The following is a 23,802-nucleotide window of genomic DNA, read 5'->3' as shown; positions in this document are numbered from 1 at the left end:
CACGCCGCCTTGAACGATCACATACGTGACGTTCGTCTCGTTATGCGGGCACGGAGGCACCCCGGTTGTGTGTCCCGACCGATGGCTCGGTCTAATCGGTGTCGTGGACGCACCCCTCGACGTAGTTCTCATCGGTGGCGGCATCATGAGCGCGACGCTCGGCTCGATGCTGCAGCAGCTCGAGCCGGGCTGGCGGATCCGTCTCGTCGAGCGCCTGGACACCCTCGCCCAGGAGAGCTCCGACCCCTGGAACAACGCGGGCACGGGGCACTCGGCGCTCTGCGAGCTCAACTACACGCCGGAGAAGCCGGACGGCAGCATCGACATCACCTCCGCGGTGAAGGTGAACGAGCAGTTCCAGCTGTCGCGACAGTTCTGGTCGTTCCTCGTCGAGAGCGGGCGCATCCCCGACCCGAAGGCGTTCATCAACCCGACGCCGCACATGAGCTTCGTGTGGGGCGCGGAGAACGTGGAGTACCTGCGCAAGCGGTACGAGGCGCTCCGCCCGCACCCCCTCTTCGCCGGGATGGAGTTCTCCGACGACCCCGCGGTCATCCGGGGCTGGGCGGCCACCCTCATCGACGGCCGCACGGGCGACGAGCCCGTCGCCGCGACGTTCACGACCGCCGGCACCGACGTCGACTTCGGCTCGTTGACCCGCATCCTCACCGACCAGCTCGTCGAGGGCGGAGCGGAGCTGCAGCTCGGCTCGCAGGTCACCTCGCTGAAGAAGGACGCCGAGGGCCTCTGGGTCGTCACCGGCAAGAAGCGCGCCACGGGCGAGAAGTTCACGCTGCGGTCGCGGTTCGTGTTCGTGGGCGCCGGCGGCGGGGCGCTCACCCTGCTGCAGAAGTCGGGCATCAAGGAGATCCGCGGCTTCGGCGGCTTCCCCGTCTCGGGCGAGTTCCTCCGCACCCGCAACCCCGAGGTCGTGCGGAAGCACGCCGCGAAGGTCTACGGCAAGCCGCCCGTCGGTGCGCCGCCGATGTCGGTGCCCCACCTCGACACGCGCGTCGTCGACGGCTCGGCCAGCCTCATGTTCGGTCCCTACGCCGGCTTCAGCCCGCGCTTCCTCAAGAACGGGTCGCTCTTCGACCTGTTCCGCTCGGTGCGCCTCCACAACCTGCTGCCGATGATCCAGGTCGCCTTCCGCAACGTCAGCCTCGTCGTCTACCTCGTCAGCCAGCTCGCCGCGCGCCGCAGCACGAAGTTCAAGGAGCTGGTCGCCTTCATGCCCGAGGCCGACCCGGCCGACTGGGAGAAGATCACCGCCGGCCAGCGCGTCCAGGTCATCAAGAAGGACCCGGAGAAGGGTGGCGTGCTCCAGTTCGGCACCGAGGTCGTCGCGGCGGGCGACGGCACCATCGCCGGGCTGCTCGGCGCCTCGCCGGGCGCGTCCACGACGGTCGCGATCATGCTCGACCTCATGGGTCGCTGCTTCCCGGACCGCATGGACGCCTGGGGCCCGGTGCTCGACGACATGGTCCCCGGCCACCGCTCGCCGCTGGCGAAGGACCCGGCCGCCGCGGCCGCGCACTTCGAGCGCACCGACAAGACCCTGCAGCTCAACGAGGGCCAGCAGCGCGCGTCGGCCTGAGCCGTGGCTTCCTCGGGGGCTTCGGCGGGGGCGTCGTCTGGGGCGTCCGCGCACCCTGACGTACCGCGCCTGCGCGAGCTGCACCGCGAGCTGAACCGCACCGCCACCGGCGGCGTCGACGACCCGCGGGGCGCGCGGGACGTCATGCCGCCGCTCGTGGGGTCGGCTGCCTCTCCGGTGCCGCTTCCCGAGGAGGTGCTGCCGCCGGCCGCGGACCTCGGCGAGGTGCTCGCGGCGCGGCGGTCGTCCTACCGGTACGGCGCCGTCCCCGTCCCGCTCCCCGACCTCGCTGCCCTGCTCCGCGCCGCGCTGGGCGTGCAACGGACGGTGCGCCTGCCCGACGGACGGTCCCGCGCGCTGAGCGTCGCGCCGTCGGCCGGCGGGTTGCCGTCACTCACGGCGTACGTCGTCGTGCGCGGGCCGGGCGTCGGCCTCCCGGGGGCTCCCGTGCCGGCCGGGGTCCACCGGGTCGACCTGCGCGCGGACGAGCCCGCGCTCGTGCCGGTGCGGGGCGGCGACCCGACGCCGTTCCTGGCCCGTGCCCTCGACCAGCCGGAGCTCGCCGACCGCGCCGGCGTCGTCGTCGCGCTGGTGGCGCGGCTGGACACGACGCTGGACCGGTATCCCGCCCGGCACTACCGCACCCTCCACGTCGACGCCGGCGTGGCGCTCGGGCACCTCTACCTCGCCGCGACCGCGCTCGGGCTGCCGGGCGTCGCGGTCATGGGGTACGACGACACCGCGCTCGACGCGCTGCTCGACCTGCCGGAGGACCAGTTCACGACCGTGCTCTTCGCGCTGGGATCGCGGGTGGAGGACTGACGGTCGGGGCCGTCGCTCGGGGCCGTCGCTCGGGGCCGTCGCTCGGGGCCGGTCACTCGCGGCGGGTGAAGCGGAGCTTGCCGGTGCCGAGCCTCTCGACGAGGTAGAGCGGGTCGTGGATCTGGTGGTGGTGCTGGTCGCAGAGGAGGCAGCCGTCGTTCACGTTGGTGTGGCCGCCCTGTGACCATGCGGTGAGGTGGTGGGCGTGGGTCTGGTGGGGTGGCCGGTTGCAGCCCTCGGCGATGCAGCCGCCGTCGCGGAGGGCCATGGCGAGGCGCATGGCCCGGGTGTGGAAACGGGTGGTGCGGCCGAGGTCGAGGACCTCGCTGTGGGTGCCGAGGACCGCAGGGATGATCCCCGCCTCGCACGCCAGCCGGCGGGCTTCGGCTGCGCTGAGAGTGCCGCCGGTGTCGAGGGACGCTGATGCGAGGCCCCCGCGGAGTGATTCGAGGGTCATCGTGACGACGACGGTCGCGCCCATGCCGCCGGTGGCGGGGAGGTCCTTGTGGTCGAGCATCTCCAGGAGCTGTTGGAAGGCCTGGCCGTAGCGCTCGGGTGTGGGTCGTCCGGTGACGAATCGCTGCTCGGGGTTGTCGTTGGTGTTGAGGTGCTTTGGTGCGGCGTAGGCGTCGAGGGCTTTGCGGAGCATCGCGCCGTGGAGCTCGGGCAGGACGAAGCGGCCCCACACACGTCCCAGGCCGTCGGAGACCATCGACAACCGTGACGCGGCGCGGGCGTCGCGCTCTTCCTTCTCCAGCAGTGCGGCCTCGTGCGCTTCGCCGATCTCGGGGGCGATGACGGTGAGGATCTTCTTGCCCAGCGTCCGTAGGGCGTGGGCGTCGTGGTCGGCGGCGTACCCGACCAGCACCTCCTCGGCCTGGTTCCGGAGGGCGGGATCCAGTTCGCCAGGTAGCGCGTCGAGGGCCTTGACGATGACGTCGGCCTGCTCGAGGTCCACGGTGCCGGTCAGGCAGCCGGGGCCGAGGTGGGTCCGGTACCGCCCCGTGTCCTCGCCGACGGCGGCCCCGACGCGGGCGAACCGGTAGGCATCGCGACGCGTCGCAGCGGTCGCGTTCGCCAGCCACACCGCCGCGGTCGAGGCACCGTTCTGTCGGTACAGCTCGACCTCCTCGGCGTGCTGCACCAACACCGCCACCAGCGCTGAGGCCCGTGCGACCAGCCGGTGGGCATCGACGAGCGCGATACCGGTCTGCGGGGCACCCAACCACCCCAGCCCGGTACGCCCGTCGGTGTCCAGCACCGCCGTCGCTGTCCGGATCGCCTCCAACATCGGATGCCCCACATCCACCGCACCCGCACCCGCAGCAGTGCCGACGCCCGGCACCGCCCACCCAGGCTCGGGCTCCGCAACGGGCTCAGCCGCGTCGTACCGACCCTCGGGACTGACAACCCGGCACCCGCGCGTCGCCTCCACGGGCCACTCCCCGGTCGCGAACGCGTGCTCCAACCAGTCCGGCACCGGCACCTCGACCAGGAACTCGGCAGGGGGCTCCGGCACCGGTGGCTCGAAGCCATCGGCGTCACCAGAAGAGCTGACCCCCGTCATGGCCACCACTCAACCCGCACCCACCGACAGTCCTGAACGACACCGGACGAGCCGCCGTACCGGCTGTGGACAACCCCGCGACCCAGCGCACTTCGTGCGACACGACGCGCTTGACAGCGGGGTGTGCGCCTGCGAGGTTCCGGAGGTGGCGAACATCAGCAGGCGTGGCGTCGTGCGCGCCGGCGTGTGGAGCGTCCCCGCGGTCGCTGTCGTCGCCGCGGCTCCCGCCGTCGCCGCGAGCACGGCTCCCGAGATCCGCATCACCAGCATCGCGCCGCGCGGGTTCGGTGATCGGACGGACGTCTTCTACACGGTCGACGGCGTGCCGACCGGCCCCACCCGCATCGTCCGGGTGAGCCGGACGCCGTCTGACGGCTCGACCATCGGGCCCGACTTCGCGGTGAGCCAGGGGCCGGGGTCGGGCAGCTTCATCTTCGTCGGCCTCGTGCCCGGCACGACCTACGACTTCACCGTCACCTACTACGTCGACGGCTCGCCGGTCGCGAGCCACTCCCTGCCCTACACCGCGTGAACCCGCGCCGCCCCCGGCAGCTCACCGCTCCACGAAGTGCGGGCGGCCGCTGACGGGGTCGGGGACCACGACGGCGTCGATCTCGAACACGCCGCGGAGCAGCGCCGGCGTCACGACGGCCTCGGGTGCGCCGTCGGCCACGATGCGGCCCTCGCGGAGCGCGACGACGCGGTCGGCGTAGCGCGCCGCCTGGTTGAGGTCGTGCAGCACCATCACGACGGTCATCCCCTCGTCGCGGAGCCGCCCGACGAGGCGGAGGAGGTCGAGCTGGTGGCGGACGTCGAGGTACGTCGTCGGCTCGTCCAGCAGCAGCACGTCCGTCTCCTGGGCGAGCGCCATCGCGATCCACGCGCGTTGCCGCTCGCCGCCCGAGAGCGTCGCGAGGCGGCGGTCGGCGAGGTGGGCGACACCGGTGCGCTCGAGGGCGCGCTCCATCGCGGCGTCGTCGGTGCGGCGCAGCATCGCCCACGGGCCGCGCTGCGGGTAGCGCCCCTGCTCCACCAGTTCGCGCACCGTCGCCCCGGGCGGCGCCGTCGACGTCTGCGGGAGCAGCGCGATCCGGCGCGCGACGGCCCGCGTGGGCAGGTCCCGCAGCGGCGTGCCGTCGAGCCGCACGGCGCCCGACCGCGGCGCCAGGACGCGCGCGAGGGCGGCGAGCAACGTCGACTTGCCCGACCCGTTGGGTCCGACGAGCGCCGTCGCCGTGCCGGCCGCGACCGCGAGCGAGAGGGCCTCGAGCACGAGCGCGTCGCGGTAGCCGACGGTGATCCGGTCGGCGGCCAGCACCGGCGCGCCCGGCGTGGAAGGCGGCGTGGAAGGCGGTGGGAGAGGCGTGGGGAGGGACGAGGTCATCCGCGCTCCTGGAGGGTGGGGCGCGCGCTCCGGCGCACCAGGTGGACGAGCAGGGGCGCCCCGATGAGCGCCGTCACCGCGCCGACGGGCACGCCCGCGACGTCGGGCCGGGCTCCCGGGAGCTCGAGGGACACGGCGAACGCGACGAGGTCCGCCGCCGACAGCAGCAGCGCCCCCAGCACGGCGGCGGCCGGCACCAGCCGCCGGTGGTCGGACCCGACGAGCATCCGCGCCGCGTGCGGCGCCACGAGGCCGACGAACGCCACGGCACCCGCCGCGGTGACGGCGGCCGCGGCCGCGAGCACCGCGACGCCGAGGATCGCGGCGGGGGTGAGCAGGCGCCGTACGCCGAGGCCCACCGCCGTCGTCTCCCCGAGCGCCCACGCGTTCATGTGGGAGGCCAGCAGCCACGCCAGCGGCACCGTCAGCAGCCAGGGGGCGACGGCGTCCCAGTCCCCGGTCGTGCGCGCGTTGAGCGAGCCGACGAGCCACCGGAGCACCGTGCCCATCGGAGCGGAGTCGAGCACCAGCGCGAACGAGGTGAGCGACCCGAACACCGCGCCGAGCAGGATCCCGGTGAGGGCGAGCGAGCGGCGGCCGAGCACGAACAGCAGCCCGCCGGCGGCCAGCGCCCCGAGGAGGGCGGCGACCGCGACGTACGGGTGCCCCGGCGCCACCAGCAGGCTCACCACGACGGCGAGCGCGGCACCCGAGCCGACGCCCGTCGTGGCGGGCTCGGCGAGGGGGTTGCGCACGACGGCCTGCACGAGCACGCCCGACGTCGCCAGCAGCGCTCCCGCCGCGAGCCCCACGAGCACCCGCGGCAGCCGGAAGCGGAGCACGATGATCTCGTGCGCGGGCTCGCGGGCGTGGCCGAGCAGCGCTGCGGCGACATCGCCGGGCGCCAGCGCGGAGCGTCCGACGAACAGGTGCGCGGCGACGAGTGCCACCACGGCCAGGGCGGCGCCGACGGCGAGCGCGAGGGTCCTCACCGCGCCTCCCGGGTGCGGGCGAGGATCCAGACGAGGGCGGGTACGCCGACGAGCGTCGTGGCCACGCCCACCGGGACCTCGACGGGGTAGAGCACGAGGCGCGAGACGAGGTCCGCCGCCACGAGCAGCACCGCCCCGACGAGCCCCGTGAGCGCGAGCACCCGAGCCGTGCTGGTGCTGCCCCGCAGGCGCCGGGCGACGTGGGGGGCCAGGAGCGCGACGTACGCCACCGGGCCGCAGACGCTCGCCACCGCCGCGGCGAGCGCGGCCGCGACGGCGAGGGCGGTGAGGCGGGTGCGGACGACGGGTACGCCGAGGCCGGTCGCCGCGACGTCCCCGAGCGCCAGCGCGGCGACGCGACGGCGGAGCAGGACGGCGACCCCGACGCCCACGACGACCCACGGCAGCACGACCTCGACGTGCGCCCACCCACGGGCGGCGAGGCTGCCGAGGAGGTAGCGGAACAGCACGACGACGTTCCCCTCGGTGCCGAGACCGACGATCGCGACCACGAGCCCGGCGCAGGCCGCGGAGACGGCGGCGCCGACGAGCACGACCTGATCGGGGTCCCGGGTGCTGCCGCCGATCGCGAGGAGCACGAGCACGCCGGCGACGAGCGCGCCGACCAGGGCGAGGTGGGGCAGTGCTGCCAGCGGGACGGGCAGGGCCAGCACGACGACGGCCGCCGTCACGACGGCAGCACCGGAGGAGACCCCGAGCAGCTCGGGTCCGGCGACCTGGTTGTGGAGCGCGTCCTGCATCAGCAGTCCCGCGACCGCGAGGCCGAGCCCCGCCAGCGCGCCCAGGACGGCCCGCGGCAGCCGCGCCTGGGTGACCGCCACGTGCTGGGGGTGGGTGGGGTCGCGCAGCGCGTCGAGCACGGCCGCGGGGCTCAACCGCGGCTCGCCGAGGCAGAGCGCGGCGCCCACGAGCGCCGCGAGCGCGAGGGCGGCGAGGAGGTGGGGCACGACGGCGGGCGTGGACCGCGCCGTTGCGCCGCGAGTGAGAACCATTATCATTTCGGCGCCATCGTCACGTACAGGAGATCCCATGCGCAACCCGAGCCCGTCCCGCGGCGTCCGCCGCGTCCGTCCCGCCCTCGCCGTCGCCGGCGTCCTCACCCTCGGAGCCGGCGTGCTCGGGGGGTGTGCCAGCGACTCCTCCGAGGCCGCCCCCGGGTCGGGTGGTGGCGGAGCGGTCAGCGCCACCGACGCCACCGGGGTCGAGGTCACGCTCGACGCCCCCGCCGAGCGCATCGCCTGCCTCACCATGATCTGCGTCGACGCGCTGACCGAGGTCGGCATCACCCCCGTCGCCTACCGGGAGCCGCTGGCGCTCGACGAGCGGTACGCCGGGCCCGACGCCGACATGCGCGAGATCACCGGCGGCTTCGGCGAGGAGAACGTCGAGGACATCGCGCTCGCCGCGCCCGACCTCGTCATCGGGCTCGCCGGCGCGCAGGACGGGCTGCGGGACGCGGTCGAGGAGATCGCGCCGCTCTACCTCGTCGACCCGGCGTCCTGGGAGGAGTCGGTCGACGTCCTGCGCACCGTCGGCGAGCTGACGGGCACGCAGGATGCAGCCGACGCCGCCGCCGACGCCTTCACCGAGCGCGTCGAGCACGCGGCCGAGCACCGCTCCGACCTCACGACGCTGTCGATGTTCGGCGAGCCCGGTTCGCTCGGCGTCGACTCGGTCGCGACCCCGGTGGGCTCGCTGCTGGCGGAGGTGAGCGACTACCCGTGGGAGGCCGGCGCCGACCCGTTCGCGACCGTTGCCGTCGAGCAGGTCGCCGCGGTCGACCCCGACGTCGTGTTCGCGCAGGCGTTCTCGGCGTCGACCGACGCCGAGCCGCTGTCGGAGCGCCTCGCCAGCGACCCGCAGTGGGCCCAGCTGACCGCCGCCCGCACCGATCGCGTCGTCGAGGTCGAGGCGGCCGTGTGGGCGACCGGCCGCGGCACGATCTCGCTCGGCATCGTGCTCGACCAGGTCGAGGACGAGCTCGGCATCGAGCACTGATGCCCGAGGAGGAAAACGCGGACCGGCTGTCGGGAGGGCGAAAGAAGACGCGGACCCGGACCCGCGACACGCCGATCGGCAGGGCCTTCCGATCCGCGTTTTCTTTCCCCCGGGCGCACTTTCCTCGCCCCCCGGGCAATGAGCCCGGGCTCCGTCCTCGTTCGCGACCGGCGCCGGCGCCGGAAAGTCGCCCCACCTCGCACTTGAGAATCATTCTCAGAAATGGTCTGATCCTCCCGCAGGTCCGTTCGGGGCCTGCGACACCGATGCGAAGGAGCAGCAGATGAACGAGTTCTTCAGCCCCGTCCCCGCCCGCGCCGCCCTGGCGACGCACTCCGCCGGTCACAGCAACGCGCTCGTCGAGAACCCGTTCGACGAGGTCGAGGCCGTCGAGGCCCAGGCCGTCGAGGCGCAGCGCGACCGCTGACCGCGACTGTCTGACCCGCTGCCCGTGCGCCCCACCTCTCCGGGGGCGCGCGGGCAGCGCTCGTCCGATCCGATCCACCCTCGGGAGCACCCATGACCGTCCTCACCGCGCCGCGGCTGGCCCCCGGCGTCCAGCTCCACCGCACCGCCGACGGCGACCTGCTGCGCACGGCGGACGGCACCCTCCACGCCGTGCACCTCCCGCCCGCCGAGGCCGACGAGCTCCGGCGCGCGCTCGTCGCCGGCCGGCGGCCGGGCACGCCGGTGGCCGCGGCGGCGTACGACGCCCTCGGCGCCGCCGGGCACCTGCGGCCCGCGACGTCCCCGGCCGCGCGCGTGCAGGGCACCGGACCGCTCGCCGCCGCCACCGCCGCCGCCCTGCGCCGGATGGGCGTGGAGGTCGGGCAGGACGAGGCGAGCACGCTCCGCATCGACGTCACCGCGCCGCGAGCCGCGCGCGTGGAGGCGTGGTGCGCGGACGGTCACCTCGTGGTGGCTCCCGCCGCCGTACCCCTCGCCGACGTCGCCGCCCGCTGGCGCGCCGCCGGGCACCACCGGCGCCTCGACGAGGTCGACCCCGCCGACGAGGTCGCGCCGTCCGTCGTGGCCGCCTCCGCGACACCCTCGTCCCGCGCCGTCGAGCTCGTCGCCCACACGCTCGCGAGCGAGGCGCTCGCCCGGGCAGACCGCGCGGACCGCGCGGACCGCCCGCAGGGCCGCGACGCCTACCTCGCCACGACGATCGACCTCCGCACCCTCGCGGTCGCGCGACGCCCCGTCCTCCCCGTCCCGCCCGCGCCCCGATGACGCCCCGATGACGCTCGCCGCCGCAGCCCCCACCACCGTGCACGCCGAGCGGCACGAGGTGGGCGGGCTCGCGACGTACGCCTGGCGCCCCGACGGCCCGCCCCGCGCCGTGCTCGTCGCCCGCACCCCGTACGACGCCGTCGGCCACGCGCCCGAGGGCGTGGGCTGGGCGCGCCACGGCGTCGCGCTCGTGCTCCAGGACGTGCGCGGCCGCCACGGCTCGCCGGGCCGGTTCACGCCCTACGCCGGCGAGGGACCGGACGGCGCCGACCTGCTCGCGTGGACGCGACGGCAGTCGTGGGTCGCGGGGCCCGTCGTGCTGCACGGCACGTCGTACGGCGCGCACTGCGCCCTCGCCGCTCTCGCCGAGCTCGAGGAGCGGGGCTCCGCACCCGCCGACGGCCCCGACGCCGTCTCGGTGGGCGTGCCCGCGCTCGGGCTCGGCGAGACCGCGTGGACGCGCGGGGGAGCGTTCCAGCTCGCGTCGCGCCTCGGCTGGTGGGGCGAGCACGCCGACCTCAGCGACTGGGGGCGCGTCGTGGACGCGACCCGCGACGACGCGGGCCGCGCCGCGCTCGCGGCCCGGCAGCGCGTGCCGCTGCTGGCGATCGGCGGGCTCCACGACCACTTCGCCCACGACACCGTCGACCTGGCCCGCGCGTGGGGCGGCCCCGTCCACCTCGTGCTCGGGCCGTGGGCCCACGACCTGCGCGGGGCGCAGCGCGCGCGCCGCGTCCTCGCGTGGCTGGACCAGCTGGCCGCCGGGACGCCCCCGACCGGGGCGTCGGTCGGGGCGTCGGTCGGGGACGGGACCCGCTCGCTCCGCCCCGGCACCCCGCTCCGCCGTCGGTTCCCCGCTGGCCCGGGCGGCGTGCTCCGCGTCGACCCGGCACGGCCCGTCCCGTCGCCGCCCCTCGGCTCCCGGGCGCTCGACCCGCGGGGCCGTCCCGACCGGCTGCTCCTCCCCGTCGACCTCCCGCGCCCGGGGGCCGGGCGTGCGCTGGTGGCCGACGTGGCGGCGTACGTCGCCGGTGACGCCCCGCCCGCCGCGCCCTGGTGCGTGGCGCTCGCGCGCCGGGGGCGCGGGGGTGCGGTGCTCGAGGAGCTCGCCCACGGTGCCGCCGTCGGGCCGCGGGTGACGCTCGGTCCGGTCGTCCTCGACCCCGCGGACGACCACGTGCTCGTCGTCGCCGCCGACGCCTTCCCCCGCACTGCCCCCGCCCGCTCGGGGGCCCCGCACGTCCGTACCGTCCGCCACGTCGACCTGGAGGTCACCCCATGGCCGCTCCGCTGACCGCGCCCGCTCCGCTCACCTTCGACGACCTCGTCGACCCGCTCGTGGGGCTCGTCCGCGAGCTGCACCCGGTGGACCGGCTCGACGGGATGCCGCCGGCGTACGTCGGCCTCACGGCCGCGGTCGCGGACTCCCGCACGTACGGCGCGTGGCCGAGCGACCTCGTGTCGCTCGGCACGACCTTCGGCGACCTGGAGGGCGCCCGGGTGGCGGCGGTGGGCGAGGCGGTGGAGCGGTACTGCGGCAACTACGTGCCCGCCGGGCTCCGCCGGGCCAGCGCCGCGGAGCTGCGCGCCGAGGGGCGTCGCCTGCTCGGGCCCGAGGACCTGCGCTGGTTCGCGGACTGGCAGCACGCGCGGCCGGGCTTCCCCTACGCCCGGTTCACCGACGACGTCGAGATCGCCTGGGCGGTCGGCACGGGCGACGGCGGCGGTGCCGGCGGTGGGGGCGAGGTGCTCGTCCCCGCGTCGTGGGTGCACCTCAACTGGCGCACCGGCGAGCGGCGCGGGGACCCGTTCCTGCACCACCTCAACTACGCGGGGATCGCCACCGGTCAGGGGCTCGCCGACGCCGCGCGCCGCGGGCTGCTCGAGCTGGTCGAGCGCGACTCCCTGTCGCTGTGGTGGCACCTCGACCTGCCGGCCCGCGGCATCGACGTCGCGAGCGTGCCGGGGCTGGCCGACCACCTCGCGGGCTCGCGGCTGGAGGTGCACCTGCTGGAGCTGCCCGCGTGGTTCGGCGTGCCGGTCGTCGCCGCCCTCGTGCGCGACCCCGTCACGGGCATCGCCGCCGGCGGGTTCTCGGCCAAGCTCGACCCGGTCGAGACGGCCACCAAGGCCGTGCTCGAGGCGGTGCACAGCTGGGTCTTCACCCGCGGCCTGCTCGACGCCGACGGCTGGGTCTTCGGGTCGATGGACGCCGGGGTGCTGTCGCGGGGGCTCTACCTGGAGCACCGGGCGGACCGGTCGTACCTCGACGCCGCCGGCCCGGTGCAGGAGCACGTCCGGGACCTCGGCGCGCAGGCGCAGGTGTGGCTCGACCCGCGGGTGCAGGCGACGCTCGGCCGCCGGTTCACCGATCCCGGCGAGGTGGTCGGCATCGACGCGCTGCCCGTCGGCACCGAGGAGGGGATGCGGGCGGCCCTCGCCGCGGCGGGGCACGAGGTGGTCGTCTGCGACCTCACCACGCCCGACGTCGCGCTCACCCCGCTGCGGGTCGCGCGCGTCTGTGCCCGGGGGCTCGTGCCGAACGCGCCGGCCGCGTTCACCTACCTCGGGCTGCCGCGCTGGGCCGAGGTGGCCGCCACGACGCCGAACCGGCACGAGCGCCGGGTCGACGTCACCGACCCGGGCCAGCTGCTCCTCCTGCCCCCGCCCAGCCTGTGAGCGCCCCGCCCCTGAGTGCGTGGGACGTCCCGGCGTACCGGACCTACCTCGCCGCCCGGGCGCTGGCCATGGCCGGCGGTGCGCTCACGTTGGTCGCCCTGCCGGTGCTCGTCTACCGGCTCACCGGCAGCGCCACCCTCACGGCGCTGATGGCGGCCGCGGAGACGCTGCCCTACCTGGTGCTCGGCCTGCCGGCCGGCGCCCTCGTCGACCGGTGGCACCGGCGGCGGGTGCTCGTGGGTACGTCGCTGGGCGTCGCCCTCCTCCTCGCCGCCATCCCGCTGGCGGACGCCGTGGGCGTGCTGACCTATCCCCAGCTGCTGCTCACGGGCCTGCTCGTCGGTGCGCTGTTCGTGTTCGCCGACGCCGCGTCGTTCGGGGTCGTGCCGCAGATGGTCGGGCGCGAGCGGGTCGCGTCGGCCACGTCGCTGCTCGTCACCGTCGGCACCGCCATCAGCGTCGCCGGTCCCGTCGTCGCCGGCGTGCTCGTCGCCACGCTGCCGGTGGCGCTCGTCATCGGCCTCGACGCGGCCGCCCACCTCGTCGCCGGGCTCGTGCTCGCCCGGCTCCGCTGGGAGGGGAGCGAGACGCGGCCGGCGGTGGCCGCGGGAGGTGGGTCGCGCCGTACGCGCCTCGGCGCCGACATCCTCGAGGGCCTCCGGTTCGTGCTCGGGCAGCCCGTCGTGCGTGCGCTGACGCTGCTCGGGATCGGGTGCAGCCTTGCGGGCGGCGCCGTCGCCGGGCTCGTCGTCGTGATCGGGGTCGAGCGCCTCGGGCTGGGCGCGGAGGACGCAGCGATCGGTTGGCTGTTCGCGGCGGGCGCGCTCGGCACGTTCGTCGCCAGCCTCGCGCTGCCGCGGCTGCAGCAGCGGGTCGGCGTCGGGATCATCACGACCTGCGGGTTCGCGGTCGCCGCCGTCGCCGTGGGTGCGCTGTCGGCGACGACGTCGCTCGTGCTCGCCCTCGTGCTCCTCGCCTGCTTCCACCTGGCGTCGACGACGCTCATCGTCAACGGCATCGTCGTGCGCCAGGTCGTCACGCCCGACGCGCTCCAGGGCCGCGTCAACACCACCGCCCGCATGATCGCCTGGGGCGGCAGCCCGCTCGGCGCGGCGGCGGCGGGCGTCGTGGCGGGTACGGCGGGGGTCGAGTGGGCGCTCCGCCTCGCCGCGGGCGCGCTGCTCGTCAGCCTGGTGGGGGCGCTGGTGTGGGGGGTGGCGCGCTACCCGCGGCTGGCGGCGCTGGAGGTGGAGCGGGCCGAGCCGGGCCGGGCTCGGAAATGTGCGCCTGGTGCCGCTCGGACCGAGCGGGAGCGGTCCTAGCCGCACAGTTCTGGACCTCGGGTCCGGTCCCTCAGGCGTCGGTGCCGCCCGGCTCGAACAGCGCGTCGACCGACGTCTCGAACAGCGCCGCCAACCGGAACGCCAGCGCCAGCGCGGGGTCGTGCCGCCCGCGCTCGATGGAGATGACGGTCTGGCGCGAGACGCCCAGCTGCTGCGCCAGGTCCTGCTGCGTCCAGCCGCGCTGTGCGCGGAGCGTGCCTATGTGGTTGCGCACGGCGTCACCACTGCTCCTTGATGCGGAGGAGCCAGTAGCGCAGGCCGTAGTCGACGCCCGCAAGCACCATCAGAGCGGCGAGGTAGACGAGCGGTGCCGTCTCGTGGGCCCAGCCGATCACCAGCGACACCAGCATGAGGATGGGGACGAAGAACTGCATGGTGTCGAGGAAGGTGCCGGCCTGCACGCGCCTGCTCCAGTCGGCCTCGATGTCCGTGGGGCCGGGCTGGGGCCGGTGGCGGCGGTGGTAGAGGCCACCGATGAAGCCCATCAACGAACACGCCATGGCGAAGAGCGGCGCGATCGTGTGCCATTGCCATGTGTAGACGATGCCTATCGCCACCAGCATCACGACGGTCAGCGCCGACCGCACCTTCGTCTCGAGCGTCATGCCCCTCATGTGTCCCCCTCGTGTCAAACATCCTTGACACCGAACGCTAGGACCGCCCCTCGACCGGAGTCAAGTTCTCTTGACATGGAACGCCCGGTCACAATGAACGCCATGAGCGACGAGACGACCTGGACCACCGTGGGCGACTACGAGGACATCATCTTCTCCACGACGGACGACGGGATCGCCAAGATCTCGATCAACCGGCCCGAGGTGCACAACGCGTTCCGCCCGCAGACGCTCATCGACATCTCCCACGCGCTCGACATCGCGCGCGAGGACGAGCGCATCGGCGTCATCATCCTCACCGGCGAGGGCGGCAAGGCGTTCTGCTCCGGCGGCGACCAGCGCGTGCGCGGCGACTCGGGCTACAAGACCCACGAGAGCGCCACCGGCCGCTTCCACGTCACCGACCTGCACGTGCAGATGCGCCGCTGCCCCAAGCCGATCGTCGCGTCCGTCGCCGGCTGGGCGATCGGCGGCGGCCACGTGCTCCACCTCGTCGCCGACCTCACCATCGCGGCCGACAACGCCCGCTTCGGCCAGGTGGGCCCGAAGGTCGGCTCCTTCGACGGCGGCTACGGCGCCAGCATCCTCGCCGACCTCGTCGGCCCGAAGAAGGCGAAGGAGATCTGGTTCCTCTGCCGCCAGTACGACGCAGCGACCGCCCTCGAGATGGGCCTCGTCAACACCGTCGTACCCCTCGCCGACCTCGAGGCCGAGACCCTCACGTGGTGCCGCGAGATGCTCGAGCTCTCGCCCTGGGCGCTGCGCCTCTCGAAGCTGTCGTTCAACGCGCACGAGGACGGCTACGCCGGCATCCAGCAGCTCGCCCACGACGCCAACCTGCTCTTCTACGGCCAGGCCGAGGCGCAGGAGGGCCGCGAGGCGTTCAAGGCGAAGCGGAAGCCCGACTTCACGCAGTTCCCGCGCCGGGCCTGACCCCTCTCTGGGTCGTGGTGTGAGGCCGCGGATTTCCGCAGGTCTCGCACCACGACCGGGTAGGCCCCTGAGGCGCCCTCGCCCCCGCCGTCAGAAGTGTGCAGCTGGGGCGGGCCGGAAGCGACCGGCGCCGTACCAACGTCCCCTTTCGGAGGGCCGGCCCGGCCCGGCCCGGCCACGAACGGGAACGAGGAGAAGGCAGGTCTCGCACCACGACCGGCGGAGGCGTGGGAGCCTGCGAGGGTGACCGCCGTACGCCGCGTCCTCGCCACCACCGCAGCCGTCGCCGCCCTCGGCGCGACGGCGGGCTGTACCGCCGTCTCGGTCGGCGAGGCGACGTTGGCGCGGGCCGCGGACGGCACGTACGTGCTGCTCGTGGAGATCTGTGACGACGACCCGGAGGTCACCTGGCTGTTCGTCGACGAGTGGGAGACTCGGGCGCCGGGCGCGACGGCCGGACGCTCCTACTCCGTCGTGCTCACCGGCCTCGACGTGTCGGCGGTGCCGCCCCGCCAGGAGCTCTACATCGGCGGCTGGACCGAGGACGTGAACCACTCGCTGCCCGGCCCGGACATCACCGCCGCGGAGCTCGTCGCCCTCCGCCCGGGTGAGCTCATCAGCACGGACGACGACGGCCACCACGAGGCGACGGCCACGACCGAGAGCGACTGGCGCGCCGACGCCTGCGTCACCCGCTGAAGCCCCGGTCGTGGTGCCAGACCCGCGGAAACCCGCGGCCTCGCACCACGACCCGGGAAGGGCGAGGAAAGAACTCAGACCCCGCGGAACACCGGCGTCCGCTTCTCCGTCCGCGCCGTGGCCGCCTCGCGCACGTCCTCGCTCGCCCAGCAGGCGGCGAAGGTGCGGTCGATCTCGGCGTCGCTGCCGCCGTTGAGCACGAGCTTGTTGTGCGCCAGCGTCAGCGGGGCCAGCGTGGCGATCTCGGCGGCCCACGCGAGCGCGTCGTCGAGGGTGCCGGCACGGTCGGCGAGACCGCAGTGCAGCGCCTCGTCGCGGTCGACGGTCTCCGCGGCCAGCATCAGGCGTCGTGCCATCCCGCCGCCGGCGACCGTCTGCAGGGTGCGCATCGTCCAGGCGTCGACGGCCATCCCGTTCCGCGCGGTGGGCACGCCGAACCTCGCGGACTCGTCCGCGATCCGCAGGTCGGAGGCGAGCGCGAGCTGCGTCCCGGCCCCGATGGCCGGTCCGTTGACGGCCGCGACGACCGGGACGGGCAGGCGCGTCAGCCCGTGGAGCATGCCGTACAGCGCGTCGAGGAACTCCGCGCCGTACACGCCTCCGAGGTCGGCGCCCGAGCAGAACGACGTGCCCTCGCCGGTGAGCACGAGCACCCGGGCGCCGGCCTCCACCTCGGCGTGGGCCGCCGCGTCGATGGCGCGACAGAGCTCCAGGTTCAGCGCGTTGCGCCGCTCCGGGCGCTGGAGGGTGAGCAGGGAGACGGCGCCGTCGCGGGTCGTGGCGAGCATGACCGCACCCTAGGGCCCACCCCGAGGGCCGAGGGCCCTCACCCCGTGTTGCGCAGTCCCGCCGCGATGCCGTTGATCGTCAGCAGCAGGGCCCGCTGCACCTGCGGGTCGGGCTCCGCGCCCTCCGGCGTCTCCCGCACCCGGCGCAGCAGGGCGACCTGCAGCGCGTGCAGCGGCGTCAGGTAGGAGTCGCGCAGCGCCAGCGTGCGCCGCAGCACCGGCGCGTGCTCCAGCAGCGTCGACTGCCCGGTCACCTCGAGCACGTTCGCGACCGTGCGCGCGTGCTCCGCCCGCACCTGCTCGAACAGCCCGTGGTGCTCGGTGGGCACGAGCGCGGCGACGTACTCCGCCGCGATGTCCAGGTCCGTCTTCGCCAGCGTCATCTGCACGTTGGAGAGGAAGGTGCGGAAGAAGGCCCAGGAGCCGTACATCTCCCGCAGCGCGTCGCCGCGCCCGGCGTCGAGGGCCGCTTGGAGGCCCGACCCCACGCCGAACCAGCCGGGCAGGATCATCCGCGTCTGCGTCCAGCCGAAGACCCACGGGATCGCCCGGAGGTCGTCTAGCCCGCCCGCGCCGCCCGGGCGCTTGGCGGGGCGCGAGCCGATGTTCATGCGGCCCAGCTCGTCGACCGGGGTCGCCGCGACGAAGAACGGCACGAGGCCGTCGTCGCGGACGAGGCCGCGGTAGGTCGTCTGCCCGGCCGAGGCGATGACGTCCATCGTGTCGTTCCACGTGGCGAGCAGGTCGGCGGGGAGCTGCGAGCGCCGGTGCAGCAGGGACGCCTCGACGACCGCGGCGAGCGCCCCCTCGAGGTTGCGGCGGCCGAGGCCCGGGAGGGCGTACTTGTCCGAGATGACCTCGCCCTGCTCCGTCACCTTGATCGCGCCGGTCAGCGACCCGTAGGGCTGGCTCATGATCGCCTCGGCCGTCGGCCCGCCGCCGCGGCCCACCGACCCGCCGCGCCCGTGGAACAGCCGCAGCGTCACCCCGTGCTGCGCCGCCACGTCGCGCAGCGCCCGCTGCGCCCGGTGGATCTGCCACTGGGACGCCGCGATGCCCGCGTCCTTCGACGAGTCGGAGTAGCCCAGCATGATCTCCTGCACGTCGCCGCGGGCGGCCACGAGGCGCCGGTACGACGGCTCCTCCAGCAGCGCTGCCAGCAGCGGTCCCGCGTTCTCGAGCTCGGCGACCGTCTCGAAGAGCGGCGCGAAGCCGATCCGGGCCCGCGCGGGGCGGTCGGCGGAGCCCAGGTCGACGAGCCCGACCTCGCGGGCCAGCACGACGACCGCCCACAGGTCGTCCACGTCGTGGGTCATCGACACGATGTAGGTCTCGACCACCCCGTCGCCGTAGGTGTCGAGCGCCGTGCGGATGGTGCGCACGAGGTCGAGGGAGGCCGTCGCGGCCTCGCCGAGGTCGCTCGCCGCCGCTCCCGTCAGGGGGCGCGACGACGCGAGCTCGCGCGCCAGGAGGGCGATGCGCTCGGGGCGCTCCAGCTCGTCGTACGGCGTCGTGAGCTCCCCCGTGCGGGCGTACAGCTCGGCCAGGGCGGCGTGCGCCTTGGCCGAGTGCTCGCGCACGTCCATCGTGGCCAGCCCGGCGCCGAAGGTGACGGCGGTGCGGATGAGCCGCAGGACCGCGCCGTCGCCGGTGAGGGTGTCGCCGGAGGCGAGCATCGAGTCGCGCACCAGGCACAGGTCGGCGACGAGCTCGTCCACCGACAGGTAGTCGCGGCCCGGCTCGTGCGGCGTGCCCTCGCGCAGCCGGTCGCGGGTGCGCTGCAGGCGCACCTTCACGAACGTCAGCTTCACGCGGTAGGGCTCCTCCGCGTTGAGCCGCCGCACCGTGCTCCACGTGACGGGCAGCGCGGCCGCGTCCCGCTCGAGGCTCTCGGTGAGCGCGTCGGACGGGGTCACCACCCGCGTCGAGGCGGTCATCTCGGTGAGCACCTCGTCGACGGCCTCGACGAGCTCGGCGAGGCCGGCCGCGTGCTGGAGCGCCAGGATCTCCAGCGTCACGGCGGGCGTCACGTTGGGGTTGCCGTCCCGGTCACCGCCCGCCCACGTGCCGAACCGCAACGGTCGGGCCGTCGCCGGCAGGGCCACGTCGAGCGTCGCCAGCGTCCGGTCGAGCTCGCCCAGCAGCTCCGGCACCACCTCGGCGGCGATGGAACGCAGGTAGTAGACCGCCGTGCGCGCCTCGTCGCCGGGCTCGGGCCGCACCACGCGCAGCTCGTCGGTCTGCCACAGCAGGTCGACCAGCTCGGCGAGGCGCCGCTCGTCGGCGGCCCGGTGGGCGGCGGGACGGCCGGGCTGCTCCGCGGCGGTCACGACCTCCGCGACCTTGCGGAGCAGGCGCAGGACCGTGCGGCGCGACGCCTCCGTCGGGTGGGCGGTGAAGACGGGTCGGTACTCGATCCTGCCCAGCACGTCGAGCAGGTCGTCGCGGGTGAGGGTGCCGTCCGCGAGCGCCTCGCCCACCCGGCCGAGCGTGGCTGCGAACGGACCCTCCTCGCCCGCGTCGAGCTCGCGCAGGCGGTGCAGCTGCTCGGTGGTGTTGACGAGCTGGAAGTACGCCGTGAACGCCCGGGCCAGCACCACGGCCGTCGCGGGGTCGACGTCGGCGAGCAACGCGTGGAGCTCGGCGTCCGACGGCTGCCGGGCCAGGCGCCGTACCTTCTCGACCAGGGCCAGCAGGTCGGGGCCCTCGTGGCGCGTCAGCGACTCGCCCAGCAGCGTCGTCAGCTGGCGCACCGAGGCGCGCAGCGCCGCGTGCTGCGGCTCGGATCCCACGCCACCGGCGAAGAGGGCCGCGTCGGGCTCGCGACGGTCGGCCTCGAGGAGGTCGTCCACGGTGGCCGGCGTCTTCTCGGTCGTCATGCCCCCAGTCTGGCGGGTGTTTGTTACGCCCCGGGGAGGGGCTCGCGGGCCGGGCCGGGTCGAGAGCGACCCGGCCCGACGCGCTCAGGCCTCGTCGAGGGCGGCGGCCACGCGGCGGTGCGCCTCCCAGATCTCCTCGGGGAGGCCCTCGAACAGCTCGAGGTGCGCCTGGCGGAAGCCCATCTCCTGGCGCCAGCGGTCCACGTCGATGTCGAGGATGCGCTCGAGGTCGGCCTCGGGGAGGTCGAGCCCGGTCAGGTCGAGCTCCTCGCGCGTGGGGAGGATGCCGACCGGCGTGGGGCGGCCCTCGACCTCGCCCTTGCGCAGCTGGACCAGCCACAGGAGCGCCCGCAGGTTCTCGCGGTAGCCGGGCCACAGGAAGTGGCCGTCCTCGGCGTCGCGCTGGAACCAGTTGACGTGGGCGAAGATCGGCGGCTTCGAGGCCGCGCCCACGATCTTCAGCCAGTGGGCCGCGTAGTCGGCCTCGGCGTAGGACATGAACGGCCGCATCGACATGGGGTCGTAGCGCAGCTGGCCCTCGACGCCCTCGGCGGCGAAGGTGGCCTCGGCGCCGAGCGTCAGGCCGTCGTACACGCCCTCGGCGACGTCGTGGATGGCCCGCACGAGCGGCTCGCGGTCACGCGTGCGGCCGCCGAAGATGATCGCGTCGACGGGCACGCCGGCCGGGTCGTCGTAGTCGGGCGCCACGTTGGGCACCTGGCTCAGCGCGGTCGTGAAGCGGCTGTTCGGGTGGGCCCACGGGGCGTCCTTCTCGGACTCCGAGCGGTCGGCGATCTTGTCGCCCTTCCAGTCCTCCCAGCCCGTCACGTCGGCAGGCGGCTGGGGCGTCTTGCCCTCCCACCAGACCTCCTGCGTGTCCGGGTTGTAGGCGACGTTGGTGAAGATCGCGCCCGAGCCCTCGTCGACCGAGTGCAGCGCGGTCGGGTTGGTCAGCTCGTTGGTGTCCTTCGCGACGCCGAAGACGCCGCCCTCCGGGTTGAACGCGTAGAGGCGGCCGTCCTCGCCGGGCCAGATCCAGGCGATGTCGTCGCCGTAGAACTCGACGTGGTAGCGGTCGCCCAGCGCCTCGGGGGCCAGGGTCATCGCGAGGTTGGTCTTGCCGGACGCGCTGGGGAAGCCGCCGACGACGTGGTGCTTCTCGCCGGTCTGCTTGTCGGTGATCCCCAGGAGCAGGAACTGCTCGGAGAGGAACTCGCCGGAGGCGAAGCCGTCGAAGGCGGCCTGGCGGAGGCCGTGCGCGATCTTGCCGAGGAGCGCGTTGCCGCCGTAGGACGAGCCGTAGTGCAGGATCGTGCGCTCGTCGGCGATCGTCACGAAGTAGCGCTGGTCGTCCGGGGTGCCCTGGCCGAGGTTCGGCAGGTCGCCCGCGACGTGCACGGCGCGCACGAAGCTGTCGGGCTCGGCGAGGTCGTTGATGAAGGAGACGCCCACGCGGGCCATCCGGATCATGTGGAGCACGACCGTGCGGGTGTCGGTGAGCTCGACGCCCGCGGCGTACTTCTCCAGGGGCGAGCCCTGCGGCGCCATGAGGTAGGGGACGACGTACATCGTCTTGCCCGCCAGCTGGCCGCGCATCTTCGACGTCAGCAGCTCGCGCATCTCGGCGGCCGGGCGCCAGTTGTTGTACTCGCCCTTGTGCCGCTCGTCGTTGGTCGCGACGATCGTCCGCTCCTCGGAGCGGGCGGTGTCCTTGTGGTAGCTGCGCGAGTAGTACCGGCCCTCGCCGGCGGGCAGCAGCTCGCCGGCCTCGAGCGCCTCCGCGACGAGACGGGCGTCGTCGGCGGCGTCCACCACCTCGATGCGGGCCGCTCCGGTCACCTCCGCCCAGTGCGCGACGTACTCCCGCACGTGCGGGTTCAGCAGGCCGGCCTCGTCGAGGGCGGTGTCCACGAATCCCATATCTCCCCGGATCCCTTCGTCGGTGGCACCCCGGGGGGTGCGCACGGCGTCCACTGGCGCTGATGCTCGCACACCCGCTCCGAGGCGGTACTGCGGCCCCATATTTGGTACTGGGTGCCGCACTGGGTCCCACGCGGTCGGGAGTGTCCCCCGCCGTCGTTAGGGTGCGGGCGTGAGCGCCGCGCCCGACACCGTGCCCCACTCGTTCGCGGAGAACGTGCTGGGCGTGCTCACGGGCACCTTCGTGGTGTCCCTGGGGCTCCTGTTCCTCACGACCAGCGGCGCCGTCACCGGGGGCACGGCCGGCCTCGCGCTGCTGCTGACGTACGCCGCGGGCGTGCCCTTCGGCGTGGTCTTCGTGCTCGTCAACCTGCCCTTCTTCGCCCTCGCCGTGGCGAAGAAGGGCCTGGCGTTCACCGCCCGCAGCCTCGCCTGCGTCGTGCTGGTCAGCGGCTTCTCCGAGCTGCACCACCGCTTCGTCGACCTCGCCGGGCTCGACGCCGTCTACGCCGTCGTCGCGGGCAACCTGCTCGTCGGCATCGGGCTGCTCATCGTCTTCCGCCACGGCGCCAGCCTCGGCGGCTTCAACGTGCTCGCCCTCCTCGCCCAGGAACGGCTCGGGTGGCGGGCGGGCTACGTGCAGATGGGGCTCGACGTCTGCGTCGTGCTCGCCGCGCTCGCCGTCGTCGAGCCCGTCGACGTGCTGTTCTCGGCGCTCGGAGCGGCGCTGCTCAACCTCGTGCTCGCGCTCAACCACCGCCCCGGGCGCTACCTCGGGGCCTGACGCCGGCCGGGCGGGTCAGCACGCCCCCCACGCGCCGCGGCCCTCGGCCTCGGCACGGTCCTGCGCCGCGGCGTACCGCCCCAGGCGCTCGAACTCGTCGCGGAAGACGTACGTCGCGACCCAGCCCGACGCGACCAGCCGCTCCCCGACGTCGGTGCCGTCGGGACCCTCGACGTAGCGCAGCAGCCGGTCGTAGCGGTCCACGTCGTCCTGGGTCGGGTCGCCGACGAGCGTGACCGTGGTGCCCACCGGCAGCAGGTCGACGAGGACGTCGGTGGCCTCGGTGCCACCGCACTCGGGGGTGCCGCGCACCTCGGGCGCGTCGAGGCCGAGCAGCCGCACGCGGCGCTCCTCGTCCGAGCCCCCGGTCACCACGCGGATCGTGTCGCCGTCGACGACGGCGGTCACGGTGGCGGTGCTGGACGAGCCGCTCCCGCTGCCCGAGCCCCCGTTCGCGGACCCGTCCGCGGACTCGTCGTCCGCCCGGTCGCCCGCCCACCAGATGGCGCCCACCACCAGCAGCGTCAGCAGGACCCCCACCATGCGTGTGCGCACCGCGCACCCCCTCTCACGACCGTCGGGGGGGGGGGGGGGGGGGGCCCCCCCCCCGGGGGGGGGCGGGGGGGGGGGGGGGGGGGGGGGGGGGGGGGGGCGCGCCGAAGCGGGGGGCGCCCCCCCCCCCCCCCCCCCCCCCCGCGGGGGGGGCGCGCCTGGGTCCCCCCCCCGACGGTTCTCGGGACGTGCGGTGGTGCGGGTGGTGCCGAGGGGTCCGACGCTCAGACGCGGCCGAAGGTGACGCTGGTCGTCCAGATCTTCTCGAGCTTGACGCGCTCGCCGGTGCCGGGGGCGTGCCAGACGTAGCCGTCGCCCGCGTAGATCGCCACGTGGTAGACGCGGCCGCCGCTGTAGAAGAAGACGAGGTCGCCGACGCGGGCCGACTTCGTGCTGATGCGACCGACCGACTCGGCCATCTGGCTCGACGTGCGGGGGAGGGTCTTGCCGACCTTCTTGTAGACGTAGCCCACGTAGCCCGAGCAGTCGAAGCCCGTGCTGGGGCTGGTGCCGCCGTAGCGGTACTTGACGCCTTCGAGCGACCGGGCCGCCTTCAGCACCTCGTAGTTGCGGATCTCGATCTGGCGCTCGTACTCGGCCCGCTGGGTCGAGGACCAGTGGGCGGGGTAGGCCTCGGCCGGCTGGGCCGTGCCGACGCTGAGCGCCGCCGTGGAGGCGACGGCCGCGAGGGCGAGGCCGCCGGCCGTGGCGGCGCGGCGGAGGGTGGACGTGCGACCAGCGGTGCGGGCCGTCATGCGGGCCCGGCCGTGGGCGCGGTGGCGGGGGGAGTGGGGGTGTGCGGGGGTGCCCGGACGTGCGGGCACGCTGACATCAGCATGCATGGAGGGGATTCCTTGCGGCGACGCCTACGAAAGATGACCTGTCGGGTTCGGGCTGCCGTTGCCCGGGTCGGCCGCCTCGCGGCGGACCGACCTTCACCCCGAGCCGTTCCACCTGGTGGTGGAGCGGCGTACTGCCTGGGTCTCCCGTGCTCACC

General features: G+C 74.7%; 23 protein-coding genes. 12 read left to right on the top strand and 11 right to left on the bottom strand.

All coding sequences use genetic code 11. The annotated features are described in order from the left end of the window. The first annotated feature begins 103 nt into the window (after positions 1 to 103). Entirely contained in the window at positions 104 to 1,597 is a 1,494-nt protein-coding gene (locus G3T38_RS06520; protein ID WP_163771276.1) for a malate:quinone oxidoreductase, read from the top strand. Between the two features lie 3 nt (positions 1,598 to 1,600). Beyond that, positions 1,601 to 2,419, top strand: coding sequence for a SagB family peptide dehydrogenase (locus G3T38_RS06515; protein WP_163771275.1), 819 nt, complete (start codon positions 1,601 to 1,603; stop codon positions 2,417 to 2,419). A gap of 52 nt (positions 2,420 to 2,471) precedes the next feature. Here G3T38_RS06515 and G3T38_RS06510 read toward each other — a convergent pair whose 3' ends face one another. Continuing rightward, positions 2,472 to 3,986 (bottom strand): HNH endonuclease signature motif containing protein, encoded by a 1,515-nt coding sequence (locus G3T38_RS06510; RefSeq protein ID WP_163771274.1) that lies wholly within the window; start codon positions 3,984 to 3,986, stop codon positions 2,472 to 2,474. A 145-nt stretch (positions 3,987 to 4,131) separates the two neighbouring features. On the opposite strand from G3T38_RS06510, the gene G3T38_RS06505 reads away from it, so the two are divergent. Next, positions 4,132 to 4,518, top strand: coding sequence for a hypothetical protein (locus tag G3T38_RS06505; RefSeq protein WP_163771273.1), 387 nt, complete (start codon positions 4,132 to 4,134; stop codon positions 4,516 to 4,518). A gap of 21 nt (positions 4,519 to 4,539) precedes the next feature. On the opposite strand, the gene G3T38_RS06500 is transcribed toward G3T38_RS06505, so the two are convergent. From G3T38_RS06500 to G3T38_RS06490, 3 genes are read right to left on the bottom strand one after another with little or no spacing between them, the layout of a single operon-like run. Continuing rightward, positions 4,540 to 5,370: an ABC transporter ATP-binding protein gene (locus G3T38_RS06500; protein ID WP_163771272.1), complete on the bottom strand. Its 831-nt coding sequence runs from the start codon at positions 5,368 to 5,370 to the stop codon at positions 4,540 to 4,542. Further along, entirely contained in the window at positions 5,367 to 6,362 is a 996-nt protein-coding gene (locus tag G3T38_RS06495) for an iron chelate uptake ABC transporter family permease subunit (protein WP_163771271.1), read from the bottom strand. Before G3T38_RS06495 ends, G3T38_RS06500 begins: the two co-directional genes overlap by 4 nt. After that, on the bottom strand, positions 6,359 to 7,330 hold the full coding sequence (locus G3T38_RS06490) for an iron chelate uptake ABC transporter family permease subunit (protein WP_163771270.1): 972 nt from the start codon (positions 7,328 to 7,330) through the stop codon (positions 6,359 to 6,361). The genes G3T38_RS06495 and G3T38_RS06490 overlap by 4 nt, the downstream gene beginning before the upstream one ends. A gap of 82 nt (positions 7,331 to 7,412) precedes the next feature. Here G3T38_RS06490 and G3T38_RS06485 point away from each other — a divergent pair, with 82 nt between their 5' ends. The 6 genes from G3T38_RS06485 (at position 7,413) to G3T38_RS06465 (ending at position 13,615) form a co-directional block, all read left to right on the top strand. Next, on the top strand, positions 7,413 to 8,381 hold the full coding sequence (locus G3T38_RS06485; protein WP_163771269.1) for an ABC transporter substrate-binding protein: 969 nt from the start codon (positions 7,413 to 7,415) through the stop codon (positions 8,379 to 8,381). Positions 8,382 to 8,664: 283 nt separating this feature from the next. Further along, on the top strand, positions 8,665 to 8,808 hold the full coding sequence (gene amiA, locus G3T38_RS20865) for a streptamidine family RiPP (RefSeq protein WP_174267677.1): 144 nt from the start codon (positions 8,665 to 8,667) through the stop codon (positions 8,806 to 8,808). Between the two features lie 92 nt (positions 8,809 to 8,900). After that, positions 8,901 to 9,614, top strand: a complete 714-nt coding sequence (locus tag G3T38_RS06480) for a hypothetical protein (protein WP_163771268.1) — start codon at positions 8,901 to 8,903, stop codon at positions 9,612 to 9,614. Between the two features lie 7 nt (positions 9,615 to 9,621). Then, positions 9,622 to 10,908, top strand: coding sequence for a CocE/NonD family hydrolase (locus G3T38_RS06475; protein ID WP_163771267.1), 1,287 nt, complete (start codon positions 9,622 to 9,624; stop codon positions 10,906 to 10,908). Beyond that, positions 10,893 to 12,293 carry a YcaO-like family protein gene (locus G3T38_RS06470; protein WP_206675802.1) on the top strand — a complete coding sequence of 467 codons (1,401 nt, stop codon included), beginning with the start codon at positions 10,893 to 10,895 and terminating at the stop codon, positions 12,291 to 12,293. The genes G3T38_RS06475 and G3T38_RS06470 overlap by 16 nt, the downstream gene beginning before the upstream one ends. Then, positions 12,290 to 13,615 (top strand): MFS transporter, encoded by a 1,326-nt coding sequence (locus G3T38_RS06465; RefSeq protein ID WP_163771266.1) that lies wholly within the window; start codon positions 12,290 to 12,292, stop codon positions 13,613 to 13,615. Before G3T38_RS06470 ends, G3T38_RS06465 begins: the two co-directional genes overlap by 4 nt. A 31-nt stretch (positions 13,616 to 13,646) precedes the next feature. Here the strand turns inward: G3T38_RS06465 and G3T38_RS22140 are convergent, their stop codons facing one another. Then, on the bottom strand, positions 13,647 to 13,850 hold the full coding sequence (locus tag G3T38_RS22140; RefSeq protein WP_163771265.1) for a helix-turn-helix domain-containing protein: 204 nt from the start codon (positions 13,848 to 13,850) through the stop codon (positions 13,647 to 13,649). Positions 13,851 to 13,854: 4 nt separating this feature from the next. Beyond that, entirely contained in the window at positions 13,855 to 14,250 is a 396-nt protein-coding gene (locus tag G3T38_RS06455) for a hypothetical protein (protein WP_163771264.1), read from the bottom strand. Positions 14,251 to 14,352: 102 nt separating this feature from the next. On the opposite strand from G3T38_RS06455, the gene menB reads away from it, so the two are divergent. After that, positions 14,353 to 15,183 (top strand): 1,4-dihydroxy-2-naphthoyl-CoA synthase, encoded by an 831-nt coding sequence (gene menB / locus G3T38_RS06450; protein ID WP_163771263.1) that lies wholly within the window; start codon positions 14,353 to 14,355, stop codon positions 15,181 to 15,183. A 243-nt stretch (positions 15,184 to 15,426) separates the two neighbouring features. Further along, on the top strand, positions 15,427 to 15,882 hold the full coding sequence (locus G3T38_RS06445; protein WP_163771262.1) for a hypothetical protein: 456 nt from the start codon (positions 15,427 to 15,429) through the stop codon (positions 15,880 to 15,882). Between the two features lie 74 nt (positions 15,883 to 15,956). Here G3T38_RS06445 and G3T38_RS06440 read toward each other — a convergent pair whose 3' ends face one another. The 3 genes from G3T38_RS06440 to G3T38_RS06430 form a co-directional block, all read right to left on the bottom strand. Continuing rightward, complete coding sequence (locus G3T38_RS06440) at positions 15,957 to 16,670, bottom strand: enoyl-CoA hydratase (RefSeq protein ID WP_163771261.1); 714 nt, start codon at positions 16,668 to 16,670, stop codon at positions 15,957 to 15,959. Between the two features lie 38 nt (positions 16,671 to 16,708). Next, on the bottom strand, positions 16,709 to 19,549 hold the full coding sequence (ppc, locus tag G3T38_RS06435) for a phosphoenolpyruvate carboxylase (protein ID WP_163771260.1): 2,841 nt from the start codon (positions 19,547 to 19,549) through the stop codon (positions 16,709 to 16,711). A gap of 84 nt (positions 19,550 to 19,633) precedes the next feature. Continuing rightward, positions 19,634 to 21,469 (bottom strand): phosphoenolpyruvate carboxykinase (GTP), encoded by a 1,836-nt coding sequence (locus G3T38_RS06430; protein WP_163771259.1) that lies wholly within the window; start codon positions 21,467 to 21,469, stop codon positions 19,634 to 19,636. A 172-nt stretch (positions 21,470 to 21,641) separates the two neighbouring features. Here G3T38_RS06430 and G3T38_RS06425 point away from each other — a divergent pair, with 172 nt between their 5' ends. After that, positions 21,642 to 22,253 (top strand): DUF6198 family protein, encoded by a 612-nt coding sequence (locus tag G3T38_RS06425; protein WP_163771258.1) that lies wholly within the window; start codon positions 21,642 to 21,644, stop codon positions 22,251 to 22,253. Between the two features lie 15 nt (positions 22,254 to 22,268). On the opposite strand, the gene G3T38_RS06420 is transcribed toward G3T38_RS06425, so the two are convergent. After that, the gene (locus G3T38_RS06420) at positions 22,269 to 22,808 is read right to left on the bottom strand and encodes a thermonuclease family protein (protein WP_163771257.1); all 540 of its coding nucleotides are present in this window, start codon (positions 22,806 to 22,808) and stop codon (positions 22,269 to 22,271) included. Between the two features lie 221 nt (positions 22,809 to 23,029). Continuing rightward, on the bottom strand, positions 23,030 to 23,647 hold the full coding sequence (locus tag G3T38_RS06415; protein WP_206675801.1) for a C40 family peptidase: 618 nt from the start codon (positions 23,645 to 23,647) through the stop codon (positions 23,030 to 23,032). Between the last annotated feature and the right edge of the window lie 155 nt (positions 23,648 to 23,802).

Source organism: Nocardioides zeae, assembly GCF_010686755.1.
Taxonomy (GTDB): Bacteria; Actinomycetota; Actinomycetes; order Propionibacteriales; family Nocardioidaceae; genus Nocardioides; species Nocardioides zeae.
This window is presented reverse-complemented; position numbering and strand designations above follow the sequence as displayed.